Consider the following 26,820-nt stretch of genomic DNA (forward strand, 5'->3'; position numbering starts at 1 on the left):
TTGACATACCACCTGATTTGGGAAAAGTGCCTGAAAGGTTATTCTTTAAATTTCAATGGAATGGCTTTGTAATATCTTTTTACGCTGGTGTGACCACAGAGGAAACTTTACAATCCGCGGCAGTTAACAAAGAGGATTTTGACGTGGAAAGGTTTGATGCCGTGGTAATTGGCGCCGGTGCGGCGGGTATGTTTTGTGCGGCGATGGCCGGACAGGCGGGTCGTCGTGTGCTGTTGCTGGATAACGGTAAAAAGCCAGGTCGTAAGATCCTGATGTCCGGCGGCGGGCGCTGCAACTTTACTAACCTGTATGTTGAGCCTGCGGCCTATCTGAGCCAGAACCGTCATTTTTGCAAATCGGCGCTGGCGCGTTACACCCAGTGGGATTTTATCGATCTTGTTGGTAAGCACGGCATCGCGTGGCATGAGAAGACGCTGGGCCAGCTGTTCTGCGACGACTCCGCGCAGCAGATTGTCGATATGCTGGTGGCCGAGTGCGAAAAGGGCGGTGTGGTGATGCGCCTGCGCACGGAGGTGCTGGAGGTCACGCGCGACGAGCAGGGCTACACGCTGCAGCTCAACGGTGAAAGTGTCAGTGCCGATAACCTGGTGATCGCCAGCGGCGGGCTTTCCATGCCGGGGCTGGGCGCTTCCCCGTTCGGCTATAAGATTGCCGAACAGTTTGGCCTGAAGGTTCTGCCGACCCGCGCCGGTCTGGTGCCGTTTACGCTGCATAAACCGCTGCTGGAACAGCTCCAGACGCTTTCCGGGGTGTCTGTTCCGTCAGTCATTACCGCTGAAGACGGTACGGTGTTCCGCGAAAACCTGCTCTTTACCCATCGCGGCCTCTCCGGCCCGGCGGTACTGCAAATTTCCAGCTACTGGCAGCCGGGGGAGTTTGTTACGGTTAACCTGCTCCCCGATTGCGATCTGGACGCGTTTCTCAACGAGCAGCGCGCCGCGCACCCTAATCAAAGCCTGAAAAACACGCTGGCAATGCAGCTGCCGAAACGTCTGGTGGAATGTTTGCAGGCGCTGGGGCAGATCCCGGATGTGTCGCTCAAGCAGCTTAACAGCCGCGAGCAGGAGACGCTGGTCGAGACGCTGACAAACTGGCGCGTGCAGCCAAACGGCACCGAAGGCTACCGCACGGCGGAAGTGACGCTGGGTGGGGTGGATACGCATGAACTCTCTTCCCGCACCATGGAAGCCCGCAACGTGCCGGGGCTCTATTTTATTGGCGAAGTGATGGACGTTACCGGCTGGCTCGGCGGGTACAACTTCCAGTGGGCATGGGCAAGCGCCTGGGCCTGCGCACAGGCGCTGGCAGAGAAATAATCACGCAACGCAATTATTGCACCAACTTTTCCTCTCCACTCAACTAAGCTTCGACCAGGTGCCCCGCCGCGTTCGTGGGGCCATATCCCTTTTGGTCAGAGCACGCGTCATGCAGCTACTCAGTATTATTATTTTGCTTACCCTTACCGTGGTGATTCATTCGCTGTGGATGTTCGGGGTATTGAAATTCATTACGTTAGAAGTCGATTCTGCGGTTCGTATTGTTTTACGTAATGTCGGCATCGTTATCTCCATGATCTTCGCCCATCTTCTTGAGGCAGGGCTGTTTGCTGCGTTTTATTTTGTCATTGACGCGTTTAAGGACTGGAACACCAGTTTCTACTTTTCGCTGGTCAGTTACGCCACGGTGGGATACGGCGATGTCACGTTACCCCAACACTGGCGGCTTATCGGCGGGGTGGAAGGGCTGGTGGGCGCGTTGATGGTCGGCTGGTCTGTGGCGGTTCTGGTGGCGGTGCTGCAGCGTTTGCGTGGCATGAGCGCCTAAACGGCAGATGCGCGATCCCCGCCTGGTAAGGTAAAGTACACTCCTCTTTACGCAGCCGACAGGGCTGCGGCTTTGAGGGTGAAAAGGCTGATTAACAGTCCACCCTTTTCTGTTCCTGGTTTACGCCAGTTTGCATGGTGTTGTGTTTTGTCTGCCAAAAGGGTTTTGTATGTCTGCTGCTCATCTCGGTTTCCCGACTGAAACCGTTGTTGTCTTTGTCGTGATGGCCGTTGGGGCGATGTTTATCGACCTCTTTATGCATCGTCACGATAAACCGATCTCGCTGAAAAGCGCCGCGATGTGGTCCCTCTTTTGGGTCATGATGGCGATGGCGTTCGCCGGGTTCCTGTATGTTCACCACGGCGCAGAGATGGCGAGCCTGTTCCTCACCGGCTACGCGCTGGAAGAGGTGCTTTCCGTCGATAACCTGTTTGTGATGATGGCGATTTTTGCCTGGTTCGGCGTGCCGGATAAGTATCGCCACCGCGTGCTCTACTGGGGCGTGCTGGGTGCGATAGTGTTCCGCGGCATCTTTGTGGCGATTGGTACAAGCCTGTTGAGTCTGGGGCCTTACGTAGAAGTGATCTTCGCGCTGGTCGTCGGCTGGACGGCGGTGATGATGCTCAAACGCAACGAAGAGAGTGACGAAGTGGAAGACTACTCGGGCCATCTCGCTTATCGCCTGGTGAAACGCTTCTATCCTGTCTGGCCGAAAATTAGCAGCAATGCCTTTATTCTGACGCAGAAAGAGGTGGATGCGGAGCTCGAAAAACCGGAAAACCAGGACGTGACGGTGGGACGCGTTAAGAAGGCGAAGCGCTATGCGACGCCGCTGCTGCTTTGCGTGGCCGTCGTCGAGCTCTCTGATGTGATGTTCGCGTTTGACTCCGTACCGGCCATTATTGCCGTGAGCCGCGAGCCGCTGATTATCTACAGCGCCATGATGTTCGCCATTCTCGGCCTGCGTACGCTCTACTTTGTTCTGGAAGCGCTGAAGCAGTATCTGGTGCACCTCGAAAAAGCCGTCGTGCTGCTGCTGTTCTTCGTGGCGTTCAAGCTGGGACTAAATGCCACCGATCACTTCTGGCATCACGGTTACAACATTGGCGCCACGGCAAGCCTGTTTGTCGTGCTCGGCGTGCTGGCGCTGGGGATTATTGCGAGCGTGATGTTCCCGGGGAAACATGAGGCTTGATGTACCGCCCGGTGGCGCTTCGCTTACCGGGCCTACGGTTCGAATGTAGGCCCGGTAAGGCGCAGCCGCCACCCGGCAAAAGGCTACTTGATGGGTGAATTCCGGCGCTTGCGCGGGTGATGGAAATGCCGCCAGTGTGGATCCTGCGCAGCTGCCAGCAGCTCGTGGTCGCCGCGGGTGTCGCCCCAGGCGCGCAGATGATAGGCGTTCAGATCGCCATACACCTTTTCCAGTCTTGCCACTTTCTGGGCGCAGCGGCAGTTATTGCCCGTAATGCGCCCCGTCAGCTTGCCGTCTTTCACTTCCAGCTGCGTGCCAATCAGCTTAATGCCCAGCTTGTCGGCCCACGGCTGGAGCACCAGCGCCGGAGACGCGGAACAGATGGTCACTTCCGCACCGGAATTCACCTCTGCGGCGACGGCCATCACGCCCTCCGGACGCATTAGTTTGCTCCAGTATTTTTCGCAAAACGCCTCTGCCTGCTGGCGTAGCCAGTGTTCATCCACGCCCGTCAGGAACGTTTTAATCAGCACTTCCTTCAGCTCATCGCGCGTCAGCTTGCGACGCACGCAGTGGAGCGTGGGCAGCGCCATACGCACCAGACGACCCGCGAAGTAACGTTTACCAAAGGCAAAACGCAGGAAAGGAATAAAGCTGTCGTGGTGGGTTAATGTCCCGTCAAAGTCAAAGACAGAGAGCACGTTGGATTTCGCCACCGTCTCGTCGGCAATCATGTTGGTCATAAATACGTCTTAGCTGAAATACACATTCTGTGGATCAGTTTACCTGCTTTACCTGGACAGTCCTTACATCACAACCATTTTTTTCTCGATCTTGCGATCTCAACGTGAGTCCATTTTTGGTCCCGATAAAGATTGGTGAAGAAATGAACTGTCTATATTATCGCCACATCGCAAGATATTTAGAGGGCCCATTGTCCCTCACAGGTAAGGATAAATTCACTCACAGACTCTCTTTTGATATGACGTTCAGATCGCTTATTTCACTCCTCACGTTAAGTTTTGCTTCGTTCTCTGCATTAAGTTTTCAACTGCCTGCGTCGATGTTATCGATGAACAGCGAGCTGGCGGTATCCCCGGCGAAGACTGCGCTGGTGCACCAGGAAACGGGGCCGCTACGCTCCCGAATTCTTGACCAATACCAGAAATGGAAGGGAACCCAGTACCAGTGGGGCGGAACCACGCAACGTGGGGTGGACTGTTCCGCCCTCATGCAGCATCTGTTCAGCGATGCGGCGCACCTTGATTTACCGCGCACGACGAGCGAGCAGATCCATCGCGGTGTGCAGGTGGCACAATACCGCCTGAGGCCCGGAGACCTGGTCTTCTTCCAGACCGGTCCGCACCGCAAGCACGTCGGCGTTTATATTGGTGATAGCCAGTTTATTCATGCCTCAAGCAGCCAGGGCGTAACGGTTTCAACCCTGACTGACAGCTACTGGCAGGAACACTTCATCACCGCCCGCCGCATAGCAGGCGCTGCAGCCTGACGGATCAGATGATGTCATCCACGACGCCGCCATCGACGCGCAACGCCGCGCCCGAGGTGGCGGAGGCCTGGGTCGAACAGACATAAATCACCATATTGGCCACCTCTTCAACCGTAGCCGCGCGCTGGATAACCGAACTGGGGCGGTTGGCCATCACAAACTCTTTCGCCAGCTGCTCCAGCGATTTGCCGGTTTTTTCGATTTCATCCTTCATCATTTCCGCGAAACCGTCAGACATCGTTGGCCCCGGCAATACGCTGTTGACCGTCACCCCGCTTCCCGCCACGAACTTCGCCAGCCCGCGCGCCAGCGAGAGCTGCGCCGTTTTGGTCACGCCGTAGTGGATCATATCCGCCGGGATATTGCAGGCCGACTCGGAGGAGATAAACACCACGCGTCCCCAGCCTTTCTGCACCATGCCCGGCAGCAGGGCGCGGGAGAGGCGCACGCCGGACATGACGTTGGTCTGCCAGTAACGTTCCCAGGTTTCATCGTCGGTGGCATAGAAATCCTGCGGGCCGTAAATCCCGGCGTTGTTGACCAGGATATCGACATTATTCGCAACCTTCAGAAGCGACTCGACCCCTTCGGCCGTGCTGAGATCGGCAATCGCGGCACGCACCTGCACGCCGGGCACCACCTGCTGGAGCTGTTGAATGCCCTTATTCACCGATTCCGTGCTGCGGCCATTGACGATCACTTCCGCACCGCTCTCTGCCAGACCTCTGGCAATGGCGAAGCCGATCCCGCCGGTTGAGGCGGTTACCAGCGCCACTTTTCCCGCAAAGTCGATTTTCATCATCTGCTCCTTATCGTTTTAACGCTCGGACCTTAAAGCGTAGCAGGTGAGGATGAGGGCTCCTGGCTAAAAAGCCGCAACAGCGCCTCTACCTGCTCATCCAGCGGGGCGAGGGAGCGCTTAACGATGAGGTGAAGCGGCGTTGCCCTGCGCGCACCGTGGCTCAGCGGCAGCCGCTTCAGCACGCCTTGATCCAGCAGGGGCTGGATGCGTTCCTCCGGCAGCCAGCCATACCCGACCTGAGAGACGACGGCTTCAATGGCGGCATCGATGGTGGAAAACGTCCACGACTCGCCGGCCGCGCGCGCGGCCGTCTGGTTGTCCGCAATCTGGATGAGCGGCCACGGGCGCAGCATGTCGTCGTTAAGCGGCGCGTCGAGCTGAAAGAGGGGATGCTGGTGATGCGCCACGGCAACAAAGTCGATATTCATCAGCCATTCGCCGAGGCCGGTCACGTCCTGGCGGCGGGTTAAGACCATCACATCGGCTTCGTCATTAATGGCATCGGCGCGGGACGTTTCCAACACTTCGGTGAGACGCACCTGGGTTTGCGGATACCGCTGCTGGAACTGACGCAGAATGGCAAACAGGCGTCGACGCGGGAAAACCGTGTCTACCACCAGATCCAGCCGCGTGCGCATCCCGTTGCGAAGGGTCCCGGCGCGCGTCTCGACGTATGAAAACGCCTTCAGCAGCGGTTTAACCTGGTTGAGAAGGAGCTCCCCGGCGGGCGTTAATACTGCTCGTCGCCCCTCCGGTACCAGCAGCGCCACGCCGAGCCGCTCCTGCAGCAGCGACAGGTTATAGCTGACCGAGGACTGGCTGCGGTGGGTCTCTTCCGCGGCTTTGGCGAAGCTGCCCGCCTCAACCACTTTCGCCAGTAAAGACCATTGTTCGAGAGTCGTCTTATGCATAATTTATCTAAAATTTGGATGGATTTGATTAAAACATAGCGTTATTCATTCATTTTTTGAAGGGGTACGATCGTCTCATCAAAACAAAGGAGACATTTTATGAACACCTTCGACAAACACGACTTAAGCGGCTTTATTGGTAAACACCTTGTTTATACCTACGATAACGGCTGGAATTACGAGATTTATGTAAAAAATGAGACCACGCTTGATTACCGTATTCACAGCGGTCTTGTGGCCAACCGTTGGGTGAAAGATCAGCAGGCTTACATCGTGCGGGTAGGGGAAAGCATCTATAAAATTTCCTGGACCGAGCCAACCGGTACCGACGTCAGCCTGATCGTGAACCTGGGCGACAAACTGTTCCACGGCACCATCTTCTTCCCGCGTTGGGTCATGAACAACCCGGAAAAAACAGTCTGCTTCCAGAACGACCACATTCCGCTGATGAACAGCTATCGCGATGCAGGCCCCGCGTATCCAACGGAGGTCATTGATGAATTTGCGACAATCACCTTTGTACGCGACTGCGGTGCAAATAATGAAAGCGTCATCGCCTGCGCGGCCAGCGAGTTACCAAAAAACTTTCCAGATAACTTAAAATAAGCGCGACAATTAACTAAAAAGAAAAGTTCCCGGCTATTCCATACTATTTTGGAATAGCCGGGATTTTTTTTGTTTGTTTATGGTTGGTTTAAATCAATTCATTTCAAAATGTTGCAGATGATCACATTAAAAAAAATTCATATTTATTTAACTTGTTGTTTTTAAACTATCTGCTAGTTGTTTTATAACGTTGTAAATGTTGTCTTAATTTTTTCCTAAGAAAAGAAAGCTACTTTGAGACGAGTTTATGGTTCGTTGAAATAAACGGGCTGGCATTTGGTTAATATCAAAAACGTGCCATTTTTATTGCAAGGAAATTAATAATGAGTGATTTTCTGCCTTTTTCGCGACCGTCGATGGGCGCTGAGGAAATTGCGGCCATTCAGGACGTTTTGATGTCGGGCTGGATCACCACGGGGCCTAAGAATCAGGAACTTGAAGAGGCATTCTGTCAACTTACCGGGAATCAACACGCGATTGCCGTCTGTTCAGCCACTGCGGGAATGCACGTTACGCTGATGGCGCTGGATATTGGCCCGGGCGATGAAGTCATTACTCCCTCGCAAACCTGGGTCTCCACGCTAAATATGATCGTTTTGCTGGGCGCAACGCCGGTCATGATTGATGTGGATAAAGATACGTTGATGGTGACGCCACAAGCCGTTGAAGCCGCTATTACTCCACGTACCAAAGCCATTATTCCCGTTCATTACGCCGGCGCGCCGTGTGAAATTGACGCTATCCATGCCATCGGTGAACGTCACGGTATTCCGGTAATTGAAGATGCGGCCCATGCCGCCGGAACGTATTACAAGAACCGTCATGTGGGCTGGAAAGGGACGGCGATTTTCTCCTTCCACGCCATTAAAAATATGACCTGCGCAGAAGGCGGCTTAGTGGTTACGGATAATGCCGAGCTTGCTGCGCGGATCCGCAGTCTGAAATTCCACGGTCTGGGCGTGGATGCCTATGACCGCCAGACGCTCGGTCGTGCGCCGCAGGCGGAAGTGATCGCGCCGGGCTATAAATACAACCTGGCGGATATCAATGCCGCGCTTGCGCTGGTGCAGTTGGGCAAACTGAAAGAGGCCAACAAGCGCCGCCAGGACATTGCTGAACGCTACCTGCGAGAGCTTGCCGATACGCCGTTCCAGCCGCTGACTATTCCGTCATGGCCGCACGTTCACGCCTGGCACCTGTTTATTATTCGCGTGGATGAAGCGCGCTGCGGAATTTCCCGCGACAGCCTGATGGCGGCCCTGAAAGAGAAAGGCATCGGCACCGGCCTCCATTTCCGCGCGGCCCACACGCAAAAATACTACCGCGAGCGTTTTCCTGATGTATCGCTCCCGAATTCTGAATGGAATAGCGCGCGTATTTGTTCTCTCCCTCTTTTCCCGGATATGACTCATGACGACACAACCCGCGTCATTACCGCACTCCATCAGCTTGCAGGACATTGATATGTTCAGTGCACCGCCCGTACAAAAAGTTTCCGTGGTCATCCCGGTTTATAACGAGCAGGAGAGCCTGCCCGAACTGATCCGCCGCACAACGGCCGCCTGCGACACGATGGGCAAGGCTTACGAAATTCTGCTGGTGGATGACGGCAGCAGCGATAATTCCGCGCTGATGCTGACCGAAGCCGCACAGGCTGAAGGCAGCCATATTGTTGCGGTGCTGCTCAACCGTAACTACGGCCAACACTCGGCGATTATGGCGGGGTTTAGCCACGTCACGGGCGATTTGGTCATCACTCTGGACGCTGACCTGCAAAACCCGCCGGAAGAGATCCCGCGCCTGGTTGCTAAAGCTGATGAAGGCTACGACGTGGTCGGCACGGTGCGTCAAAACCGCCAGGACAGTCTGTTCCGTAAGCTGGCCTCGCGGACCATTAACCGTCTTATCCAGCGCACAACCGGTAAAGCGATGGGCGATTACGGCTGCATGCTGCGCGCCTACCGCCGCCATATTATCGACGCCATGCTTCACTGCCATGAACGCAGCACCTTTATTCCGATCCTCGCCAACACCTTTGCCCGTAAGGCAACGGAAATTCCGGTTCTGCACGCCGAGCGCGAGCACGGGGAGTCGAAGTACAGCTTTATGCGTCTCATCAACCTGATGTACGACCTCATCACCTGCCTGACCACCACGCCGCTGCGTCTGCTGAGCGTTTTCGGCAGCATCATCGCCTTGGCCGGGTTTGCGCTGTCCGTTCTGCTGGTCGTGCTGCGACTGGTCTTTGGCCCGCAGTGGGCGGCGGAAGGGGTCTTTATGCTGTTTGCCGTGCTGTTTATGTTCATCGGCGCCCAGTTTGTCGGGATGGGGCTCCTCGGTGAATACATTGGCCGAATTTATAACGATGTTCGCGCGCGTCCGCGCTACTTTATTCAACGTGTTGTCCGTCAGGAACACAAAGCATCTCAAGAGGAAATTCACCCATGAAAGCTGTCGTATTTGCGTATCACGATATGGGGTGCACGGGCACACTGGCCCTGCTGGAAGCGGGCTATGATATTGCTGCAATCTTTACCCATCCGGACGCGGCCGGAGAAAATAACTTTTTCGGCTCCGTGGCGCGTATCGCCGCCGAGCGCGGGATTCCGGTGTATGCGCCGGACGACGTCAACCACCCGCTGTGGGTGGAGCGCATCCGCGCGCTCGCGCCGGATATGATTTTCTCGTTCTACTATCGCAACCTGCTGTCCGACGAGATCTTAGGTCTGGCCGCAAAAGGGGCCTTTAATCTTCATGGCTCTCTGCTGCCTGCCTACCGTGGCCGCGCCCCGCTGAACTGGGTGCTGGTAAACGGTGAAGCGGAAACGGGCGTGACGCTGCACCGCATGGTGCGCCGCGCGGATGCGGGCGCTATCGTGGCACAGCAGAAGATCGCTATTGATGCAGACGAAACCGCGCTGCAGCTGCATCAAAAGCTGAATGCGACGGCGCAGACGCTGCTGCGTGATGCGCTTCCCTCCATCCTCAGCGGCACCTTCAGCGAAACCGCGCAGGATGAGAGCAAGGCAAGCTGCTTTGGCCGCCGCACGCCGGAAGATGGCCGTCTGGACTGGAACAAGCCGGCTCGCCAGCTGCACAACCTGGTGCGTGCCGTGACCGATCCGTGGCCAGGCGCATACAGCTTTGCGGGCGTCAGCAAATTTATCGTCTGGAAATCTCGCGTGCGTGATGACATCCCGGCCGCTAAACCGGGCACCGTCGTCTCTGTCTCTCCGCTGATTGTGAGCTGCGGCGAGCAGGCGCTGGAGATCGTCACCGGGCAAACCGACAACGGCCTGTACGTTCAGGGTACCCAGCTGGCGCAGTCTCTGGGTCTGGTAGCAGGGGCGCTGATCACCAGCGCGCCGGTGGTTGCTATCAAACGCCGCACCCGCGTGCTGATCCTCGGCGTGAACGGCTTTATCGGTAACCACCTGACCGAACGCCTGCTCAAAGACGATAACTACGAAATCTATGGCCTGGATATCGGCGCGGATGCCATCAGCCGTTTCCTCGACAACCCGCGTTTCCACTTTGTGGAAGGGGACATCAGCATCCACTCTGAATGGATCGAGTACCACATTAAAAAATGTGACGTGGTGCTGCCGCTGGTCGCCATTGCGACGCCAATCGAGTACACCCGTAACCCGCTGCGCGTGTTCGAGCTGGACTTCGAAGAGAACCTGAAGATCATTCGCGACTGCGTGAAATACGACAAGCGCATCATCTTCCCGTCCACCTCTGAAGTGTACGGCATGTGTACCGATAAAAACTTCGATGAAGACACCTCCAACCTGGTGGTCGGGCCGATCAACAAACAGCGCTGGATTTACTCGGTTTCCAAGCAGCTGCTGGACCGCGTGATTTGGGCCTACGGCGAGAAAGAAGGTCTGCGCTTTACCCTGTTCCGTCCGTTCAACTGGATGGGCCCTCGTCTGGATAACCTGAACGCGGCGCGTATCGGTAGCTCCCGCGCAATCACCCAGCTGATCCTGAACCTGGTTGAAGGCTCTCCTATTAAGCTTATCGAAGGCGGTAAGCAGAAACGCTGCTTTACGGATATCAGCGATGGTATCGAAGCCCTGTTCCGCATCATCGAAAACAAAGATAACCGCTGCAACGGTGAAATCATCAACATCGGTAACCCGGAAAACGAAGCGAGCATTCGCGAGCTGGCAGAGATGCTGCTGGCCAGCTTTGAGCGCCATCCGCTGCGCGATAAGTTCCCGCCGTTTGCCGGTTTCCGCGAAGTGGAAAGCAGCAGCTACTACGGCAAAGGGTATCAGGACGTTGAGCACCGTAAGCCAAGCATTCGCAATGCGAAGCGCTGCCTGAACTGGACGCCGACGGTGAAGATGGAGCAGACCATCGATGAAACGCTCGATTTCTTCCTGCGCACCGTGGAGCTCTCGGATCAGGCCTCATGAGAAAAGTCGGTTTACGCATTGATGTCGATACCTTCAGGGGAACGCGTGACGGCGTACCCAAACTGCTGGAACTGCTGAGCAAGCACGGTGTGCGTTCCAGCATTTTCTTCAGCGTGGGGCCTGACAACATGGGACGCCATTTATGGCGTCTGGTTAAACCGGCGTTTCTGTTCAAAATGCTGCGCTCGCGCGCAGCATCCCTCTACGGCTGGGATATTTTGCTGGCCGGCACCGCATGGCCCGGCAGGCGCATCGGCGCGGGTAATGAGGCCGTTATCCGTGAGGCGGCGCAGCACCACGAGATTGGCCTGCATGCCTGGGATCACCATGCCTGGCAGGCCTGGGCTGGCGTCTGGGACATCCCGCGCCTGTCCCGTGAGGTCGAGCGCGGGATGCTGGAGCTGGAGGCCATTACCGGCCAGCCCGTGCGCTGCTCCGCCGTGGCAGGATGGCGTGCGGATCAACGCGTCGTGAAAGCCAAAGAAGCGTTCGCCTTTCGCTACAACAGCGATTGTCGCGGAACCGGGCCCTTTTTGCCGCTTTTAGGGGACAATCGCTACGGTACGGTGCAAATTCCGGTCACGCTTCCTACCTGGGATGAAGTCGTCGGGCGCGAGGTGAACGCTGAGGGTTTCAATCGCTATATTCTGGACTGCATCCATCGTGACGCCGGTACGCCGGTCTATACCATCCATGCAGAGGTGGAAGGAATTGCGTATCAGCACGATTTCGATGCGCTGCTGACGATGGCCGCTCAGGATGGCATTGAATTCTGCCCGTTGAGCGAGCTGCTGCCAGACGACCTCAGCACCCTGCCCGTGGGCAAGGTGGTACGTAATGAACTGGCTGGCCGGGAAGGCTGGCTTGGCTATCAACAAACCGTGAGTTCGGCCCCATGAAAACAGCCCGTTATGGCTTAGCGCTTCTCGCACTGTTTATCGTTTACTACCTTATTCCCGTCGATATCCGCCTGCTGTGGCAGCCTGATGAAACGCGCTATGCGGAAATCAGTCGCGAAATGCTGGCATCCGGAGACTGGGTGGTCCCGCATTTTATGGGGCTGCGTTACTTTGAAAAACCGATTGCCGGCTACTGGATCAACAGTATCGGGCAACTCCTGTTTGGCCATACGAACCTTGCCGTGCGCGCCGGGTCCATATTCTGTACCGGGTTAACGGCGCTGCTGGTTATCTGGATGGCCTGGCGTCTCTGGCGGGATAAGCGGACGGCCATTTTCTCCGGCCTTATCTTCCTGACCCTGTTCCTGGTGTATGGCATTGGGACCTATGCGGTGCTGGATCCCATCATCACCCTGTGGCTGGTGGCGGCGATGTGCAGCTTCTGGCTGGCCTCACAGGCCCAAACCGTTGCCGGAAAAGCGGGTGGCTATGTGCTGCTTGGGCTGGCGTGCGGGATGGGGGTGATGACCAAAGGCTTCCTGGCGCTGGCGGTACCGGTGATTGGCGTGCTGCCATGGGTGATTGCCCAGAAGCGCTGGAAAGAGGTGCTGATATTTGGCTGGCTTGCGATCCTGAGCTGCGTGCTGATTGTCCTGCCGTGGGCGCTGGCCATTGCGCAGCGTGAGCCTGACTTCTGGCGTTACTTCTTCTGGGTTGAGCATATTCAGCGTTTTGCCCAGAGCGACGCGCAGCATAAAGCACCGTTCTGGTATTACCTGCCGTTCCTGATTGCGGGCAGCCTGCCGTGGCTGGCGCTGCTGCCCGGCGCGTTTCGTCTCGGCTGGAATGACAGGCAAAACGCCGGTGGCGGGTTCTACCTGCTGGGGTGGGTGGTGATGCCGCTGCTGTTCTTCAGCATCGCCAAAGGCAAGCTGCCGACCTATATCCTGCCGTGCTTTGCCCCGCTGGCTATCCTGATGGCGCGCTATGCCTGCCTCGCGGCGGAAAAAGGCGCCAGAGCGTTGCGCATTAACGGCGGAATTAACCTGGCGTTTGGCGTTATCGGCGTGATAGCGGCGCTGGTGGTCTCGCCGTGGGGGCTGTCTAAGCACCCGGTCTGGACGTCGGTGGAACTGTATAAAGTCTTCTGTGCGGTGGTGGCGTTCCTCATCTGGGCCGCGGTAGGCTGGTTTACGTTCAGGCAGAGCCAGCAGCGCTGGTGGCTGGCTGCCTTGTGTCCTGCGGGCCTGGCGCTGCTGATAGGCTTTGCCATTCCTAACCTGGTGGTGGATTCCAAACAGCCGCAGTCGCTGGTCGATACCGTGCGCGAGCTGCTTCAGGACAGCCGATTTGTGCTGGCCAATAACGTTGGCCTGGCCGCTGGCCTGGCGTGGGAGCTGAAGCGTAGTGACATCACGCTGTTTGGTCAGAGTGGCGAACTGCGCTACGGGCTGGATTATCCCGACGTGAAAGATCGTTTTGTCGGTAAAGATGACTTCGCGCAGTGGCTGGCGGAGCATCGTCAGCAGGGACGCGTATCGCTGGTTATCCTGCTGTCAAAACGCGATGACCTTTCGCGGGCGAATCTGCCTGAACCGGACAGCCTGTATATCCAGGGTCGTCTGGCCTACCTGCAGTATCTGCCGAAGTGATGACCTGGATCTGGCTGATACTGGCAAGCCTGCTGAGCTGCGCGGGGCAACTGTGCCAGAAGCAAGCCACCCGTCCGGCCAAAGCCGGGCGGCGTGGCGCGCATATCGCGCTGTGGCTTGGACTCGCACTGCTGTCGTTGGGCAGCGGGATGCTGGTCTGGCTGGTGGTGCTGCAACGCCTGCCCGTTGGCATTGCCTATCCTATGCTGAGCCTCAATTTTGTCTGGGTGACGCTGGCGGCGAAGGCATTCTGGCGTGAGAACGTCGCGCCGCATCACTGGCTGGGGGTTGGGTTTATCATCATTGGGATTATTGTGCTGGGAGGGAGTCTGTGAAAGGAGCGTTCTGGGCTTTATGCAGCGTGCTGTTAGTCAGCGCCGCGCAGCTGCTGCTGCGAAGCGCCATGCAGGCTCTGCCGTCCGTAAACGATATCCCGGTGTTTATCTCTGCACTGTGGCACTTCTCGTACGGAACCGGCGCGCTGCTGCTGGGGTTGATAGGGTACGTGGCCTCGATGGGCTGCTGGTATCTGGCGCTGCATCGAATGGCGCTCAGCAAAGCGTACGCCCTGCTGAGCCTCAGCTATATTCTGGTGTGGGGCGCCGCGATCCTGCTGCCAGGCTGGGGGGAGCGCTTCTCCTGGCACGGGCTGGTGGGCGTCGGGTTTATTATTCTGGGTGTGCTGGTGATTTTTCTGCCCCGAACGTCCCAAAGTGAATAATCGACTCGGTGGTCAGGGTATAAGGGGTCGACGTACAGACCGCCAGGCTCAGCGAGCCTACCTGTAACTGGCTGACCGCGTGTGTCTGCGCCGTGCTATCAATGCTGACAATCTGCCAGGCACTGCCGCCACGCTGCTTCACAATCGCCTCTTTCCGTGTCCAGATCCGCCAGAACGCGGAAAGCTGTTCCTCCGGGGCAGCTCGCTCCAGCTCATCGTGCTCTGTCATGCTGAAGACGGCATTGGCCAGCGCCTGCCAGTTTTGCCGGGGCCGAATCACTTCAATATCGCAACCGACTTCGCCTTCATCGCTCATCAGTAAGGCGATATCGTCACCGCTGTGGCTCAGGTTAAACCACAGCGGATCCCCCTTCGCAAAGGCCGGTTTTCCTTGCTCGCCGTAGATGATGTCGGGGAGCGGGAGAGGGGATAACGTTCTGGCGAGCAGCGTCCTGCCTGCCAGCCAGGAGGCACGTCGGGCACCCTGAGGTGCTCTGTCTGCGAGCGTTGACGCCAGCGGGTCCGCGCAAAGGGTGGAGATTTTTCCCAGTACAAACTGGTACATAGTTACGCCCAGCGTTTAATGATAATCGAGGTGTTGATGCCGCCAAACGCGAAGTTATTGCTTTGCAGATACTCGCAGTCAATCTGGCGGGCTTCTCCCATAATATAATCTAAAGCACCGCATTGCTCATCCGGTTGCTTTAAATTGAGCGTCGGGGCAAACCAGCCTTCACGCATCATCTGCACGCTCATCCACGCTTCCAGCGCGCCGCAGGCCCCTAACGTGTGGCCAAAATAGCTCTTCAGCGAAGAGATCGGCACCCTTTCGCCATAGATGGCAGCCGTGGCCTGGCTTTCGGCAATATCGCCGCGATCGGTGGCGGTACCATGGGCGGAAATATACCCTATGTCCGTGGCGCTTAAGCCCGCCATCGCCAGCGATTGCTCCATGCAAATCTGCATGGTTTCACGCTGTGGCTGGGTGATATGCGCCGCATCGCAGTTGGTGGCAAAGCCCACGATTTCGCCATAGATGGTCGCCCCGCGCGCTCTGGCGTGCTCCAGCTCTTCCAGAATAATCGTGGCGGCCCCTTCACCAATGACCAGGCCATCGCGCTCTGTATCGAACGGTGACGGCGTGGTTTTCGGCGCGTCGTTGCGCTGGCTGGTGGCGAACAGCGTATCAAATACCGCCGCTTCTGATGGACAAAGCTCCTCGGCTCCCCCGGCGACCATGACGGTTTGATAGCCGTGGCGAATGGCTTCCCAGGCGTAACCCATTGCCTGGCTGCCGGAGGTACAGGCGCTCGACGTGGGAATGACGCGCCCCCGCAGGCCAAAGAACAGGCCGGTATTGACCGCGGTCGTGTGCGGCATCATCTGCACATAGGTGGTGCCGGTGATGTTATTGGTGTGTTTTTCCATAAGCATGGAGGCGAAGTCGCTGACCGGCCCCGTGCTGCCCGTCGACGACCCGTAGGCGATGCCGGTTTGACCCTGGGTCAGCACCGCGTCATCGATCAATCCCGCCTGCTCAAGCGCCCGTTCGGTGGCGCGGGTCGAGAGCAGCGATACGCGGCCCATGGCGCGAATGCGCTTACGGGTATAGTGTGCCGGGAGGGTGAAATCCTCGATGGGGGCGGCCAGCAGCGTTTGCAGGCCATCATACTCCCGCCACTCGGTCATGGTGCGCACGGCGTTTTCGTAGCCGAGCAGCCGCTGTGAAATGGACAGCCAGTCCTCGCCAAAGGCGGTCACGCCCCCCATCCCCGTAATCACCACCCGACGCGTCATAGCATCCCTCCGTTGATCGAGATAACCTGGCGAGTCACGTAGCCTGCCCGGTCCGACATCAGATAGCTCGCCAGCCCGGCCACCTCGTCTGCCTGACCCATGCGTTGCATAGGAATCATGGACATGGCCTCTTTCAGTGCGGCCTCTTCCATCTCGATCATGCCGGTATCAATCAGCCCGGGTGCGATGCAGTTCACGGTGATTTTGCGCTTTGCCAGCTCAATGGCCAGGGCCTTGGTGGCGCCGATAATACCGGCTTTGGCGGCGCTGTAGTTTACCTGTCCACGGTTGCCCATCACGCCCGAAACGGATGACAGGGTGATAATTCGCCCGCCTTTGCGGGTGCTTATCATCGGCATAATGCAGGGATGAATGACGTTATAAAAACTGTCGAGGTTGGTGTGGATGACGCTGTCCCAGTCCTCTTCGCTGAGTGCCGGAAACGCGCCATCGCGGGCAATCCCGGCATTACTGACCACGCCATACCACGCGCCAAACGTACTGATTTCCTGTTCCAGAACCTCACGGCACTGCTCGCGATTGCCCACGTCAAACGTAAGCAAACGGCCCGTTCCACCGGCCTGAATAATCTCATCCAGCGTCTCTCTGGCGCCGTCAGCATCACGATGGTAATGCACACCCACGGAGAAACCGTCGGCCGCAAGCTGACGGGCGATTGCGCGGCCAATGCCTTTGCTGGCACCGGTGACCAGTACGGAACGTGTCATGATGGAGCTCCCTGAGTGAAAAGTGAGGTTAATTCTTCCTCGCTGGGCTGGAAGGTATTCACGCGGCCCGTGGCAAGAGGGACGTTATCTGCCTGAATGATGCATTCAAAGCTGCCAAAGCGTTCATCCTGCATCAGGCGTTCGATGGAAATGGTCAACGCGGTACCGGCGGCAAAGCGTCCTGCACCGCAGACCAGCTCGCGCGCGCCCAGCACCATGCCAAGTGCGCTGTGGGGCAGGCCTTTCTGCAGCCGTTGCCATTCCGACCAGACGCCCACGGTCTGGGCCATCAGTTCCAGCGCAAACCAGCCAGGCAGATCGCCGTCAGCTTTCAGGAAAGGGGCAAGCACACCGTGCCCGTCGACCGTGACGCTGCACGCCGCGCCGCTGTCGGTAATATTCTCAACGCGCTCCAGCAGCATCATGGGCGCGTCGTGAGGAAGGTAGTCGCTGGGGGATAAATAGCTCATGACACTCTCCCCAGCAGCAGGCTGGCGTTGTTACCGCCGAAGGCGAATGAGTTCGATAAAATCACCGGTTTTTTCAGCGCGACGCTCCCGTGCAGTAAGCCGCAGGGCGGCAGCGTGTCGTCTGGCGCGTAGCGGGCAAAATCCTGAGGCGGCAGCGGCAGGTCACGGGTCAGGATCAGCCAGCTTAACGCCGCTTCGGTGATCCCGGCCGCGCCAAGCGTATGGCCGGTAAGATGTTTGGTGGAGCTGCACGGTACCCGGTCGCCAAAGAGGGCGTTAATCACGGTCGCCTCTATCCGATCGTTAAGAGGGGTAGCGGTGCCGTGCAGGTTGATATAGCCCACGTCATCCGCCGTCATTCCCGCCTCATTCAGCGCCTGGGTAATGGCGCGAAGGGCGCCTTCCCCCTGCGGATGTGGGGCAGAGATATGGTAAGCATCGCTCGATTCCCCCGCGCCCAGCAGCGCAACCCGATCCGGTTCGCGGGTCAGCACCATTAATCCCGCCGCTTCACCGATAGTGATCCCCCGGCGGTCGCGGCCAAACGGTTCGCATCGCGTGGATGAGAGCGACTCAAGGCTGTTGAATCCGTTGACCGGCATCCGACTTAAGCTATCTGCGCCGCCAGCAATCGCCACGTCCACCAGTCCTGCGTCGATCAGACGCTGCCCGCTGATAATCGCCCGGGCGCTGGAGGAGCATGCTGTCGAGATGGTATACGCCGGACCGTCCAGCTGCAGCCAGTCGGCCAGGAAGCGGGAGGGGTCGCCCAGCTCCTGCTGCGGATACTGCCATTGTGGGCTGGGTTCTCCGTTCAGGGAAAGGCGCACGTACTCATCGCCTTCATCCAGCCCGGAGGTGCTGGTGCCGAGCACTATCGCCACGCGGTCGCGACCCACGCGCGCAATGGCTGCCTCGACGGCGGGCTGAATTTGCGCCAGCGCGGCCAACAAAAGCTGATTGTTACGGCTGCGGTGCGCTGACAGGCTATCCGGTATTGGCGGCAGTTCACCCTCAACACCGCCCAGCACGGCGTCGGGCAACCCCTGTAGCCACCCGGCGCGAGGACGCATACCGGGAGCTACCCCGGCGTTCAGGTTTGCCGCGATCTCGTCGGCCGAGTTGCCCAGCGCGTTGACCATGCCAACCGCGGAAATGTAAATCATCTCAGTCACCCAGATATTGAATGGTGATGTGGTATTTAAAAACGTGCTGCTCGATGCTGATCGGCTCGCGCTTACCGTTGCGCTGCAGGTAGACAATCTCGGTCACCAGCTTGCCGTCGGGGTTACGCAGTTCGCGTCGGGTGTCAGTATCGTTTAGCGTCCAGCCTTTCGGCAACTGCGGCTGCCAGGCGCTGAGCGGCCAGTGGCTGAGCATTACATCCGCCAGCACCTGGCTGGCGGGCGGCAGCTGCGGCATAACGACAGACTGCTCGGTATGGATCCCGGTGCTGTCATAGGTCGCGAGGAACAGGCGGATCCCAACCGAGGAGAGCCCGGCAAGCGTCACCTTTTGCTCGTCAGCGTTCAGCAGAACCAGCAGCGACTGGGTCTGACCGTTAAACCGGCCGGTCAGTAACTGCTGTGAGCGGATAGCCGGGGTAATGCCGGGCGGCGGCAGCGTGACTTTGGTTCCTGGCTGGATCCAGGCCTGCGGGCGCGTCCCTTCAGTATCGGTCGAATGGCTGCAGCCTGCCAGCAGCAGCGCCGCGGCCAGCGCGGCGGCGCGGTAAAAAGCGTTCATTATCCTTTTCTCTCGTTCTTAACCGGCATCGCCAGCGGAGCCAGCAGGAAGGCAGTAAAAATACCGCTTACCAGCACGATACCAAAACTGCTGATGGCCTGCGTCGCGCTGAAGACCAGCATGCCCAGCGTCAGCAGCGTGGTCATCATCGCGAGGGTGATGGCCAGCATCGACGTCAGCGGCGTGCCGCGCGGGTTGCTGAAAAACAGCGTGTAGTTGATGCCGATGCCGAGTACCAGCACCAGCGCCAGCAGTGAAAACAGATTAACCGAATGCCCGGCGACGGCCAGCGCCGCCAGCCCGCAGCTGAGCGACAGCACCGAGGGCACGAGGCTAATAAGCCCCCGGCGCCAGCCAAGGCGAATTAGCGCGCCGCAGGCAATCACCGCCAGCGCCACGGCTAGCAGCCCCGTCAGCAGCGTGCGGTAAAGGGCAAACAGGCTGTCAAAGCTTGCCTTGCGATCGACCCAGGCAACCCCGTTATGGCGGGCGGCCAGCTCGCTGAGTGCCGCGCTGTTTTTGACGCCGTCCACCGGGACGAGCACGCCACTTTCGCCACCTGGCAGGGTCAGCCAGAGCAGACGCCAGCCTTCGCTGGCAGGGCTGGCAAGCCACGCGTCCACGCTGACAGGCATGGCTGTCAGATTCGGTGAGACGGCATTCAGCCCCGCCTTGTGCAGCGCGTTCGTGACCGCAGGCGCGGCGTTGTGCAACAGCGCAAGATCGCTTTTTTGACGCGCCATCGAGTTCAGCGGCAGGGTTCGCCAGCCTGCAAGCTCACCCATTTTTTGCGCCTGCGCCAGCGCCGGGGTGAAGGCCTCCAGCCGCTCCAGCGTTTGCTGGGCCGACGCGCCGTAAACCACAAACCACTTCTGATCGACGCTTTGGCCGGTCAGGGCGGTAATGGCCTTCTCCTGCGCCAGAATCGCTTTCGGGAGCGCCTGCAGCTGGGCAATATCGTCGTCTACCTTCAGGGTGCTGATCCCTGCGGCGGAAAGGAGCGCCAGCGTGACGGGCAGGCCAACGGCCAGCGTTTTTTTACGTTGCCAGGCGGCCAGCCAGCGCGACAGTAATCCCCTGGCCGGAACCGGGCGCACCGGCAAACCGCGGCACAGCCAGGGGTGCCAGAAGATAACGGTCAGACAGGACGCGCTCAGCCCCACGGCGGCAAACAGCGCCATCTGGCGGATCCCCGGGAAGGGGGCCAGCATCATGATCAGGTACGCCACGATGGTCGTCAGGAGCGCCAGCAGCAGGGCATGACGCACTTTGTCCAGGCTTTGCCACGGCGAGCTTTCGCTACCGTGCACCATCCGCTCGGTCAGGTAGTAGAGGGTGTAATCTGCCGAAATACCGATGATGCTCATGCTCATTACCAGCGTCATCAGGTGCAGCTCTCCATACAGCAGCAGGGTGGCGACCGTGCCCGCCAGCGCGCCAACGGCAATCGAGATGGCGCACAGCAGCAGCGGCCGCAGGGAGCGAAACGTCGCCACGATCAGCAGGAGCACGCCCAGAAGGGTGGTGACGCCGAGCGTTGAAATATCTCGTTTGGCCTGCTGGCTGGCGTAATCGCTGTAAAAGACGGTGCCGCGAGACAGCAGCTGCGCCTGCGGATAGTGCGCTTTCAGCTTCCCCTCCAGCGCCTTAAGGGTGGTTACCAGCCGGTGGGTTTGCTGCATATCGAACGACGAGCCCGCCAGTTCGCCGTGCAGCAGATACCAGGTATTCCCCGCCTCATCTTTAGTGACCAGCCAACCGTCCATCAGCCGCATTTTCTGGCCGTTTTGCGCGAGGGCGAGCTGCGAGCCGCGCATCAGCATCAGCAGATCGTTTTGCAGCTCCTTGCCGTTCACGCCGGAAAAGGCCGAGTAGAGCTGGGATAAAATCCACTCCGCCTGCGCTTCGCCGCCGTTTTGCAGGCGGGCGCGTGTGGCCGGATCGATCAGGCCATTTCGATGCTGCCAGAAGAATTCTCCCCAGGCTTTTTGCCCGGCGGCGTCCATCGGGCCTTTGACCTCGCTGAGCGAGCCGCTGCTTTGCAGCAGCTCCAGCCATTGCTGCGCCACGCGCGGGTCCGGATCCTTGCCGGGGCTGACCAGCCAGACCAGCTGGCGGTCGAGCCGCTGCATAAACCCGTCGTTAAGCGCCGGAGGAATGGCCCCCAGGGTCTGTTTCGGCAGCATGGCCAGCACGCTGCTGTTCAGGCGCGCGCCGGGCAGCAGCGACAGCAGCACGCCCAGCAGAATCAGGCATACCGTGGCCCACAGCAGCGCCGGGCGGAGGGATTTACGGTGCGGCAAAGCGCTGGCGTTCTTCATCGGTCAGGCTGGCGGGCGTTAGCTGGTGGCGGGTGAGGGTGATATCCGTGCGGTCGCCCTGCTTGTCGTTGAGACGAACAGATTCCAGATACGTTGCACCGCCCAAATCGAGGGTAGCGAAAATCTTGTCCAGCGGCGTCGTTTTTGGGGTCAGCACCAGCGACCAGCGGCCTTCTCCCAGGTCTTTAAAATCGATGCGGAAGTTGTCTTCCAGCACCTTGCGGTCGGCCTGGAATAACGCCCGCAGCAGGTGGTTGAACTGGAACATCTGCGGATTATTGTCGGCGGTAATGGTCTGCGGCGGCTGGCCGTTGATCGCCTGAACCATCCGTTTGTCGTCCAGCAGCAGCGTCATGGGGAACGGGGCTTTTTGATCCCACAGCAGGCCGCTATCGCGGGCGATCAGCATCTCGCCCTGCGAACGCAGCGGCTGCGGCATATCTTTAATGGTGCGAACCTGCTCGAAGTGCGCCCGCACCACGGGTTGCTCTGTGAACCGCTGCTGTAGTTCATCCAGCGTCACGGCACTGACCAGCGGGCTGATCGTCAGAGCCAGCAAAAGCAACCATTTCATGGCGTCACTCCCATTCGTTCAAACAGTATTGCCGGGCTTACGAAGCACATCTCACGGGTGGCTTCATCTACCGCTACCTGGATGGTGTAGCCGGTGGTGGTCCGTTTACCGGTCTGCGCGTCGAAAATTTGATAGGCAATCCGCAGGCGGTTTTCATACTCTTCAACGTGCGCGCGGACGCGAATGCGTTGCTCAAACGTCACCGCATCGCGGTATTTCACACGCGTATCGACAACCGGCCAGACGTAGCCCGAGGCCTTCATCTGGCGATAGCCATAGTCAAACTGATTGAGCAGCGCCTCGCGGGCGATCTCAAAGTAGCGGAAATAGTTGCCGTGCCAGACTACGCCCATCATGTCGACGTCGTGGAACGGGACGGTTAATTCAACTTCCGTCGTAAAGCGGGGATCGGTCAGCACCCTTTACTCCTTCTCGGCGATCTCGGGCAGCTGCCAGAAATCGAAAAAATTAAACCAGTCGAGCGGCGACAGCAGGGCGTAATACTCCAGCCGCTGCGCGTAGCGATCGACAGTCTGTTGCAGCGCCTGCTGGCGTTCACCGCGCGGCAGGAGCAGCGGGTCGGCAAACGGTTCGCAGTGCAGGGTAAGCTTCCCCTGCTGGCTGAGGGCAAAAATCAGCACCACCGGACAGCGTAAAATGGAGGCCAGGATAAATGGTCCCTGCGGGAACGGCGCGGGCTGGCCCATAAAATCGCTCCAGACCACGCGCCAGCTGCCGCCGCGCTGTGGCGTGACGGCGATACGATCGCCCACGATGGCTACCCACTCTCCGCCATCCAGTTTTTCTTTGATCAGGATAGCGGTCTCCGGGCCGATGTCGGTGACGGGCATCAGGTGAATGCCCGCCTGCGGAGCCATCTCCTCCATGATCTGCTTAAAGCGCTGGGCGTTATCGCTAAAGACCAGCGCGTTGATGGTTTTCCCCCCTTCACGCTGGGCCAGCGCCCGGCAGGCTTCCACATCGCCAAGATGCGAAGCCAGCAGCAGTTTGCCCTGAGGATCGTCCAGCCCCAGCGCCTCGCTGGCACCCGGCGCAAACGCCAGATCGCGATGAAGGTGCATCTCCCCGCGCCAGCTGGCCACTTTATTCAGCATGGCCTGGCCAAAATGCAGGAAGTGGAAAAAGCTGTGCAGCCGGGGCGGCTGAGGGATCTGCCGCTGGGCCATAACCTGCTTAACGCGCCTCAGCCATTGCCGCGACGCCTGACGCGCTGAACGGGCGCTTAGCCAGTAAACGGCCGTGACCGGCCACAGCAGGAGGGTGAAGGCCCTGCGCCCAAGCAGCTGCCAGACGCGTAGCATCAGGCGCATTCCCCACAGCCCTTTGACTTCCCGCTGTTGCGCCCAGTGCTGCGGGCGACGGCGCATCAGCAGGGAAGGGATGCGCGGCAGCATGCCCAGGAACAGGCGGGTATGCATCAGCGAGATGCGCAGGTTGTCTTTTAGCGCATCGAAGTGGGATAGACCGTCTGGCGGGTAGGTGACGCGGGTGGGCAGAAAATAGCTCGGATTGCCCTGCCAGTAGAGACGGACCATCACTTCCGTATCAAAGTCCATCCGCTTGCCGAGCGGCGTCCGTGCGGCAAGCTGCATAGTCGGCGCAATCGGGTAGACCCGAAAGCCGCACATGCTGTCTTTCAGCTGCAGGGACAGGGTTTCAATCCAGACCCAGACGTGGGTTATCCAGCGTCCGTAGAGGCGCGCGCGTGGAATGGAGTCATCGTAAACGGGCTGACCGGAAATCAATGCATCAGGGTGACGCTGCGCAAGCGCCAGAAAGCGGGGGATATCTTCAATGGCGTGCTGGCCGTCGGCGTCCACCTGGATCGCATGGCTGAAGCCGCGCTCTGCGCAGGCTTTCAGTCCCGCCATTACCGCCGCGCCTTTGCCGCTGTTTTTCGCCAGACGCAGTAGCGTGACCTGAGGATACTGCTCCGCCAGGTGCGCAAGCGCGCGGCCCGTGCTCTCTTCGCTGCCGTCGTCCACCACCAGGCACGGGAGGTCAAGCGGCGCCAGGCGTGAGAGCACCGCTGGCATCATCGCCCCGTGGTTGTAGCACGGGATCAGCACGCAGGGACGGAAGGTTACTGACATAGGCGAATCTTCCCGCTGCTGGCAGTATGGCGTTCGTCACCGGCATGGCGCTGGTAGCTGAAGGTCAGCATCTGGCGTTCGGGCTGCCAGGCCAGGATCAGCGTCACCGTGTTGTCCGGCAAAAGCGGGGCAGCAAACTTCACATTCTGGATGCTGTGAAAACGGTAGCCCGGTGCCAGCAGGGTGGTGGCGTAATGCATCACCCAGTCGAGTTGTGCAACGCCCGGAAGCAGCGGCTGGACGGCAAAATGCCCCTTAAACCAGAGCAGGTCAGGATCGAGATAAAGGGTTATCTCCAGATGCGCCGGATGGGTCTGGCGGCGTTCAATTTCATGGGGTTTCATGAAACAGCTCCTGTAGCTGAGCATAAACACGCTTGTTCATGCTGTTGACCGGGATTTCATCGACAATCCGCCAGTAGCGGGGCACGGCAACCGGTTCAAGGCAGGGGCGAAGCGCGCGACGCCAGGCGGATTCCTGCGCATTTTTACCCACGTTATCTCTGTGCAAACGCGCCGCGTCGCTGAGCACCAGCAGCACGCCAATACTCTGGCGTCCCCCACGCGTGACCGCCAGCGCGACGGCGTCGCAGATGCCGTCCAGCGCCCGCAGCCGCTGCTCGATCTCATCGAGCGAAACGCGTTTATCCTCAATTTTGACTATCCGATCTCGGCGCCCGACGAGGGTGAACTGCCCGTCCGCCGTGAAATGGAGAATATCATTTAGCACCTCCCCCTCCGGTTCGTGGATCAGCGGCGACGTCACGCGATCGCCGTGGAACGTCACGCCGGGGAACGGCTGCCAGAGCGTCGTCTCTTCCTGACGGTGACGCCAGCCCATCACTCCCGTTTCGGTGCTGCCGTAGATTTCAACCGGCCAGACGTTGAGCCAGCCCTGAAACGCGGTGATATCCCGCCAGGGCAGCACGCCCCCTGCGGAGAAGAGCAGGGCAACAGGGGGCGCCGCCAGTGCCGTATCCAGCCGCCTGAGGAACGCCGGGCTGCTGATGAAAAGATAGCGTTTATCGTGGGGCAGGGCCGAGAGCTGCTCGGCATAGTTAAGCAGGCGGGCATGCACCGGCAGGCCGAGCGCCATGGGTAAGACGACGCGAAACGTCAGGCCATACAGGTGATGCAGCACCACGGAAGCCACGACGCTACAGCCCGCCAGCCGCTCGCCAAACCGTTCGGCGAGTAAACAGGCTTCACGATCCAGACTGATAATCGGCTTAATGACCCGCTGCGGCGAGCCGGTGGAGCCAGAGGTGAAAAGCTCGATAGCGCGCGTATCGTCAATGGCGGGCAGGGGAGAAAAGGCGTTGTCTGTCCGCGGCGTGGAAACCACCAGCCGCTGGCGCCCCGAAAAGTCGAGCGTGGCGTCGCTCAGAACGCCGCTGAACATGGCCCGCTGTTCGTTAAGCTGCGCAGCCCGGCTGTGGCCGGGGAGCACGGGCGTTTTACCCGCATGCAGCGTCGCCAGCAGGGCGACGATAAAAAGGTAGCCGTTTTCAAAACAGAGCGCCCAGCGTTCGCCCTCCTCCTGACGCAGCATGTCGACCAGCTGAGTCACATCGTGGCGCAGGTCGCCGAGCGTCCAGACTCGTTCGTCGAGCCAGGCGATCGGCGCGTCATCTGGACGCGGGGCATTTAGCCATTGGCTAAGAGGAAGAGGTTTACGCATCGTTCTCTCTTTTCATTACCCGCTGGCGCACCAGCCACTCGGAGGCCATCAGCGTTCCCATCAGGATGTAGGCAATTACCCCGTTCCACAGCGTCCACAGGCGCATGTCGGCGTACAGCACGGTAAACAGCGCGATTGCCCCGTTGCCGATAAAAAAGCCGCACCAGACTTGAGTGACCTTGCGGGTGTAGCGAACCCCTGCCGGCGACAGATGGGGTTCACGTATCCGCGCCAGCCGTTCTACCATCGGCATGGTTGTCCATAGCGACCCCCCAAACACCAACAGCATCACCAGATTGACGACCACCGGATAAAACAGTACCCACTGGTGAGCGTGCATAAGCGCGCTCGCCATGCACAGCACCACCCCGGCCAGGGTCACGCTCAGGAGCACGTAGCGCAGAGGACCGCGATGCCGGCGCGCCTGATATAAACGCAGCAGTAGCGCCAGCGCCATGACGGGCAATATCCACTGCAAACGGTGGCTTGCAAGGCCATAGCCAATCAAAAACGGCCATGCCAGCAGCATCAGGCCCGTCAGTATCGGGATGAGCGGAAGGGAAGGCACGTCAGGCTTCGCGCTGGAGCTGTTCCACAACGTTCACGATGTCCTGAACGGTACGCACCGCTTTGAAGGTTTCAGGTTTAATTTTATGACCCGTTTTCTTCTGCAGGTTAACCACCATGTCGACGGCATCAATGCTGTCGAGATCCAGATCTTCGTAAAGCCGGGCTTGTGGTGTGATGTCCTCAGGGTCGAGTTCAAACAGCTTAATAAGAAGCGCAGAGACTTCCTGATAAATCGTTTCTTGTTCTGTCATA

Annotated in this window: 29 protein-coding genes; 12 read left to right on the top strand and 17 right to left on the bottom strand. The window is 58.9% G+C overall.

Annotation, left to right across the window (positions count from 1 at the left end; translation table 11 throughout):
* Positions 1 to 143 precede the first annotated feature (143 nt).
* The 3 genes from AC3WOK_RS20830 (at position 144) to AC3WOK_RS20840 (ending at position 3,040) form a co-directional block, all read left to right on the top strand.
* Complete coding sequence (locus AC3WOK_RS20830; protein ID WP_059311458.1) at positions 144 to 1,337, top strand: BaiN/RdsA family NAD(P)/FAD-dependent oxidoreductase; 1,194 nt, start codon at positions 144 to 146, stop codon at positions 1,335 to 1,337.
* 109 nt (positions 1,338 to 1,446) lie between these two features.
* Positions 1,447 to 1,845, top strand: coding sequence for a potassium channel family protein (locus tag AC3WOK_RS20835; protein WP_047345691.1), 399 nt, complete (start codon positions 1,447 to 1,449; stop codon positions 1,843 to 1,845).
* A gap of 169 nt (positions 1,846 to 2,014) precedes the next feature.
* Positions 2,015 to 3,040, top strand: coding sequence for a TerC/Alx family metal homeostasis membrane protein (locus AC3WOK_RS20840; RefSeq protein WP_492355059.1), 1,026 nt, complete (start codon positions 2,015 to 2,017; stop codon positions 3,038 to 3,040).
* An 83-nt stretch (positions 3,041 to 3,123) separates the two neighbouring features.
* Here AC3WOK_RS20840 and AC3WOK_RS20845 read toward each other — a convergent pair whose 3' ends face one another.
* Positions 3,124 to 3,783 (bottom strand): HAD family hydrolase, encoded by a 660-nt coding sequence (locus AC3WOK_RS20845; RefSeq protein WP_074164600.1) that lies wholly within the window; start codon positions 3,781 to 3,783, stop codon positions 3,124 to 3,126.
* Between the two features lie 239 nt (positions 3,784 to 4,022).
* Here AC3WOK_RS20845 and AC3WOK_RS20850 point away from each other — a divergent pair, with 239 nt between their 5' ends.
* Complete coding sequence (locus tag AC3WOK_RS20850) at positions 4,023 to 4,550, top strand: NlpC/P60 family protein (protein ID WP_063958020.1); 528 nt, start codon at positions 4,023 to 4,025, stop codon at positions 4,548 to 4,550.
* A 4-nt stretch (positions 4,551 to 4,554) separates the two neighbouring features.
* On the opposite strand, the gene AC3WOK_RS20855 is transcribed toward AC3WOK_RS20850, so the two are convergent.
* Complete coding sequence (locus AC3WOK_RS20855) at positions 4,555 to 5,349, bottom strand: SDR family NAD(P)-dependent oxidoreductase (protein WP_045403298.1); 795 nt, start codon at positions 5,347 to 5,349, stop codon at positions 4,555 to 4,557.
* Between the two features lie 32 nt (positions 5,350 to 5,381).
* Positions 5,382 to 6,263, bottom strand: a complete 882-nt coding sequence (locus AC3WOK_RS20860; RefSeq protein ID WP_492355060.1) for a LysR family transcriptional regulator — start codon at positions 6,261 to 6,263, stop codon at positions 5,382 to 5,384.
* A 99-nt stretch (positions 6,264 to 6,362) separates the two neighbouring features.
* Here AC3WOK_RS20860 and AC3WOK_RS20865 point away from each other — a divergent pair, with 99 nt between their 5' ends.
* The 8 genes from AC3WOK_RS20865 (at position 6,363) to arnF (ending at position 14,568) form a co-directional block, all read left to right on the top strand.
* Entirely contained in the window at positions 6,363 to 6,869 is a 507-nt protein-coding gene (locus AC3WOK_RS20865; protein WP_059311426.1) for a phenolic acid decarboxylase, read from the top strand.
* Positions 6,870 to 7,192: 323 nt separating this feature from the next.
* Positions 7,193 to 8,332, top strand: coding sequence for a UDP-4-amino-4-deoxy-L-arabinose aminotransferase (gene arnB, locus AC3WOK_RS20870; protein WP_063428564.1), 1,140 nt, complete (start codon positions 7,193 to 7,195; stop codon positions 8,330 to 8,332).
* Position 8,333: 1 nt separating this feature from the next.
* The gene (gene arnC / locus AC3WOK_RS20875; RefSeq protein WP_063428563.1) at positions 8,334 to 9,317 is read left to right on the top strand and encodes an undecaprenyl-phosphate 4-deoxy-4-formamido-L-arabinose transferase; all 984 of its coding nucleotides are present in this window, start codon (positions 8,334 to 8,336) and stop codon (positions 9,315 to 9,317) included.
* The gene (gene arnA, locus AC3WOK_RS20880) at positions 9,314 to 11,296 is read left to right on the top strand and encodes a bifunctional UDP-4-amino-4-deoxy-L-arabinose formyltransferase/UDP-glucuronic acid oxidase ArnA (RefSeq protein WP_063958024.1); all 1,983 of its coding nucleotides are present in this window, start codon (positions 9,314 to 9,316) and stop codon (positions 11,294 to 11,296) included. Before arnC ends, arnA begins: the two co-directional genes overlap by 4 nt.
* On the top strand, positions 11,293 to 12,195 hold the full coding sequence (gene arnD / locus AC3WOK_RS20885) for a 4-deoxy-4-formamido-L-arabinose-phosphoundecaprenol deformylase (protein WP_492355061.1): 903 nt from the start codon (positions 11,293 to 11,295) through the stop codon (positions 12,193 to 12,195). The genes arnA and arnD overlap by 4 nt, the downstream gene beginning before the upstream one ends.
* Positions 12,192 to 13,847, top strand: a complete 1,656-nt coding sequence (gene arnT / locus AC3WOK_RS20890; RefSeq protein ID WP_492355062.1) for a lipid IV(A) 4-amino-4-deoxy-L-arabinosyltransferase — start codon at positions 12,192 to 12,194, stop codon at positions 13,845 to 13,847. Before arnD ends, arnT begins: the two co-directional genes overlap by 4 nt.
* A complete protein-coding gene (gene arnE, locus AC3WOK_RS20895; protein ID WP_059311422.1) occupies positions 13,847 to 14,182 on the top strand; it encodes a 4-amino-4-deoxy-L-arabinose-phosphoundecaprenol flippase subunit ArnE in 336 nt (111 codons plus the stop codon). Before arnT ends, arnE begins: the two co-directional genes overlap by 1 nt.
* Positions 14,179 to 14,568, top strand: a complete 390-nt coding sequence (gene arnF / locus AC3WOK_RS20900; RefSeq protein WP_492355063.1) for a 4-amino-4-deoxy-L-arabinose-phosphoundecaprenol flippase subunit ArnF — start codon at positions 14,179 to 14,181, stop codon at positions 14,566 to 14,568. Before arnE ends, arnF begins: the two co-directional genes overlap by 4 nt.
* Here arnF and acpT read toward each other — a convergent pair.
* The 14 genes from acpT to AC3WOK_RS20970 are packed head-to-tail and all read right to left on the bottom strand — an operon-like array spanning position 14,516 to position 26,819.
* A complete protein-coding gene (gene acpT, locus AC3WOK_RS20905) occupies positions 14,516 to 15,133 on the bottom strand; it encodes a 4'-phosphopantetheinyl transferase AcpT (protein ID WP_047345704.1) in 618 nt (205 codons plus the stop codon). The genes arnF and acpT overlap by 53 nt on opposite strands.
* A 2-nt stretch (positions 15,134 to 15,135) precedes the next feature.
* Positions 15,136 to 16,365 (bottom strand): beta-ketoacyl-ACP synthase, encoded by a 1,230-nt coding sequence (locus AC3WOK_RS20910; RefSeq protein WP_492355064.1) that lies wholly within the window; start codon positions 16,363 to 16,365, stop codon positions 15,136 to 15,138.
* Positions 16,362 to 17,093, bottom strand: a complete 732-nt coding sequence (locus AC3WOK_RS20915) for a 3-ketoacyl-ACP reductase FabG2 (protein ID WP_059311419.1) — start codon at positions 17,091 to 17,093, stop codon at positions 16,362 to 16,364. Before AC3WOK_RS20915 ends, AC3WOK_RS20910 begins: the two co-directional genes overlap by 4 nt.
* The gene (locus tag AC3WOK_RS20920; protein WP_492355065.1) at positions 17,090 to 17,563 is read right to left on the bottom strand and encodes a hotdog family protein; all 474 of its coding nucleotides are present in this window, start codon (positions 17,561 to 17,563) and stop codon (positions 17,090 to 17,092) included. The genes AC3WOK_RS20915 and AC3WOK_RS20920 overlap by 4 nt, the downstream gene beginning before the upstream one ends.
* Positions 17,560 to 18,729, bottom strand: a complete 1,170-nt coding sequence (locus AC3WOK_RS20925; protein WP_492355066.1) for a beta-ketoacyl-[acyl-carrier-protein] synthase family protein — start codon at positions 18,727 to 18,729, stop codon at positions 17,560 to 17,562. The genes AC3WOK_RS20920 and AC3WOK_RS20925 overlap by 4 nt, the downstream gene beginning before the upstream one ends.
* A gap of 1 nt (position 18,730) precedes the next feature.
* A complete protein-coding gene (locus AC3WOK_RS20930) occupies positions 18,731 to 19,309 on the bottom strand; it encodes a DUF3261 domain-containing protein (RefSeq protein WP_059311416.1) in 579 nt (192 codons plus the stop codon).
* Complete coding sequence (locus tag AC3WOK_RS20935; RefSeq protein WP_492355067.1) at positions 19,309 to 21,630, bottom strand: MMPL family transporter; 2,322 nt, start codon at positions 21,628 to 21,630, stop codon at positions 19,309 to 19,311. Before AC3WOK_RS20935 ends, AC3WOK_RS20930 begins: the two co-directional genes overlap by 1 nt.
* Positions 21,599 to 22,204, bottom strand: a complete 606-nt coding sequence (locus tag AC3WOK_RS20940) for a LolA family protein (protein ID WP_063428547.1) — start codon at positions 22,202 to 22,204, stop codon at positions 21,599 to 21,601. The genes AC3WOK_RS20935 and AC3WOK_RS20940 overlap by 32 nt, the downstream gene beginning before the upstream one ends.
* Positions 22,201 to 22,623, bottom strand: a complete 423-nt coding sequence (locus tag AC3WOK_RS20945; protein WP_047345712.1) for an acyl-CoA thioesterase — start codon at positions 22,621 to 22,623, stop codon at positions 22,201 to 22,203. Before AC3WOK_RS20945 ends, AC3WOK_RS20940 begins: the two co-directional genes overlap by 4 nt.
* A gap of 3 nt (positions 22,624 to 22,626) precedes the next feature.
* On the bottom strand, positions 22,627 to 24,318 hold the full coding sequence (locus AC3WOK_RS20950; protein ID WP_492355068.1) for a glycosyltransferase family 2 protein: 1,692 nt from the start codon (positions 24,316 to 24,318) through the stop codon (positions 22,627 to 22,629).
* On the bottom strand, positions 24,309 to 24,662 hold the full coding sequence (locus AC3WOK_RS20955) for an ApeI family dehydratase (RefSeq protein ID WP_492355069.1): 354 nt from the start codon (positions 24,660 to 24,662) through the stop codon (positions 24,309 to 24,311). Before AC3WOK_RS20955 ends, AC3WOK_RS20950 begins: the two co-directional genes overlap by 10 nt.
* Positions 24,649 to 25,998, bottom strand: coding sequence for an AMP-binding protein (locus AC3WOK_RS20960; protein WP_492355070.1), 1,350 nt, complete (start codon positions 25,996 to 25,998; stop codon positions 24,649 to 24,651). The genes AC3WOK_RS20955 and AC3WOK_RS20960 overlap by 14 nt, the downstream gene beginning before the upstream one ends.
* On the bottom strand, positions 25,991 to 26,596 hold the full coding sequence (locus tag AC3WOK_RS20965) for a COG4648 family protein (protein ID WP_492355071.1): 606 nt from the start codon (positions 26,594 to 26,596) through the stop codon (positions 25,991 to 25,993). The genes AC3WOK_RS20960 and AC3WOK_RS20965 overlap by 8 nt, the downstream gene beginning before the upstream one ends.
* Complete coding sequence (locus AC3WOK_RS20970) at positions 26,568 to 26,819, bottom strand: acyl carrier protein (protein ID WP_492355072.1); 252 nt, start codon at positions 26,817 to 26,819, stop codon at positions 26,568 to 26,570. The genes AC3WOK_RS20965 and AC3WOK_RS20970 overlap by 29 nt, the downstream gene beginning before the upstream one ends.
* Position 26,820 lies beyond the last annotated feature (1 nt).

The organism is Enterobacter sp. FW301-JW81 (genome assembly GCF_058788735.1).

Coding starts and splice junctions, on each gene's coding strand:
- AC3WOK_RS20840 (WP_492355059.1), top strand. CDS start 2,015: ATGTCTGCTGCTCATCTCGGTTTCCCGACTGAAACCGTTGTTGTCTTT.
- AC3WOK_RS20950 (WP_492355068.1), bottom strand. CDS start 24,318: ATGTCAGTAACCTTCCGTCCCTGCGTGCTGATCCCGTGCTACAACCAC.
- AC3WOK_RS20915 (WP_059311419.1), bottom strand. CDS start 17,093: ATGACACGTTCCGTACTGGTCACCGGTGCCAGCAAAGGCATTGGCCGC.
- AC3WOK_RS20910 (WP_492355064.1), bottom strand. CDS start 16,365: ATGACGCGTCGGGTGGTGATTACGGGGATGGGGGGCGTGACCGCCTTT.
- AC3WOK_RS20930 (WP_059311416.1), bottom strand. CDS start 19,309: ATGAACGCTTTTTACCGCGCCGCCGCGCTGGCCGCGGCGCTGCTGCTG.
- AC3WOK_RS20960 (WP_492355070.1), bottom strand. CDS start 25,998: ATGCGTAAACCTCTTCCTCTTAGCCAATGGCTAAATGCCCCGCGTCCA.
- AC3WOK_RS20850 (WP_063958020.1), top strand. CDS start 4,023: ATGACGTTCAGATCGCTTATTTCACTCCTCACGTTAAGTTTTGCTTCG.
- AC3WOK_RS20920 (WP_492355065.1), bottom strand. CDS start 17,563: ATGAGCTATTTATCCCCCAGCGACTACCTTCCTCACGACGCGCCCATG.
- arnA (WP_063958024.1), top strand. CDS start 9,314: ATGAAAGCTGTCGTATTTGCGTATCACGATATGGGGTGCACGGGCACA.
- AC3WOK_RS20855 (WP_045403298.1), bottom strand. CDS start 5,349: ATGAAAATCGACTTTGCGGGAAAAGTGGCGCTGGTAACCGCCTCAACC.
- arnC (WP_063428563.1), top strand. CDS start 8,334: ATGTTCAGTGCACCGCCCGTACAAAAAGTTTCCGTGGTCATCCCGGTT.
- arnT (WP_492355062.1), top strand. CDS start 12,192: ATGAAAACAGCCCGTTATGGCTTAGCGCTTCTCGCACTGTTTATCGTT.
- AC3WOK_RS20940 (WP_063428547.1), bottom strand. CDS start 22,204: ATGAAATGGTTGCTTTTGCTGGCTCTGACGATCAGCCCGCTGGTCAGT.
- AC3WOK_RS20955 (WP_492355069.1), bottom strand. CDS start 24,662: ATGAAACCCCATGAAATTGAACGCCGCCAGACCCATCCGGCGCATCTG.
- AC3WOK_RS20845 (WP_074164600.1), bottom strand. CDS start 3,783: ATGACCAACATGATTGCCGACGAGACGGTGGCGAAATCCAACGTGCTC.
- arnD (WP_492355061.1), top strand. CDS start 11,293: ATGAGAAAAGTCGGTTTACGCATTGATGTCGATACCTTCAGGGGAACG.
- arnB (WP_063428564.1), top strand. CDS start 7,193: ATGAGTGATTTTCTGCCTTTTTCGCGACCGTCGATGGGCGCTGAGGAA.
- AC3WOK_RS20970 (WP_492355072.1), bottom strand. CDS start 26,819: ATGACAGAACAAGAAACGATTTATCAGGAAGTCTCTGCGCTTCTTATT.
- AC3WOK_RS20865 (WP_059311426.1), top strand. CDS start 6,363: ATGAACACCTTCGACAAACACGACTTAAGCGGCTTTATTGGTAAACAC.
- AC3WOK_RS20925 (WP_492355066.1), bottom strand. CDS start 18,729: ATGATTTACATTTCCGCGGTTGGCATGGTCAACGCGCTGGGCAACTCG.
- arnE (WP_059311422.1), top strand. CDS start 13,847: ATGACCTGGATCTGGCTGATACTGGCAAGCCTGCTGAGCTGCGCGGGG.
- acpT (WP_047345704.1), bottom strand. CDS start 15,133: ATGTACCAGTTTGTACTGGGAAAAATCTCCACCCTTTGCGCGGACCCG.
- AC3WOK_RS20935 (WP_492355067.1), bottom strand. CDS start 21,630: ATGAAGAACGCCAGCGCTTTGCCGCACCGTAAATCCCTCCGCCCGGCG.
- AC3WOK_RS20860 (WP_492355060.1), bottom strand. CDS start 6,263: ATGCATAAGACGACTCTCGAACAATGGTCTTTACTGGCGAAAGTGGTT.
- AC3WOK_RS20835 (WP_047345691.1), top strand. CDS start 1,447: ATGCAGCTACTCAGTATTATTATTTTGCTTACCCTTACCGTGGTGATT.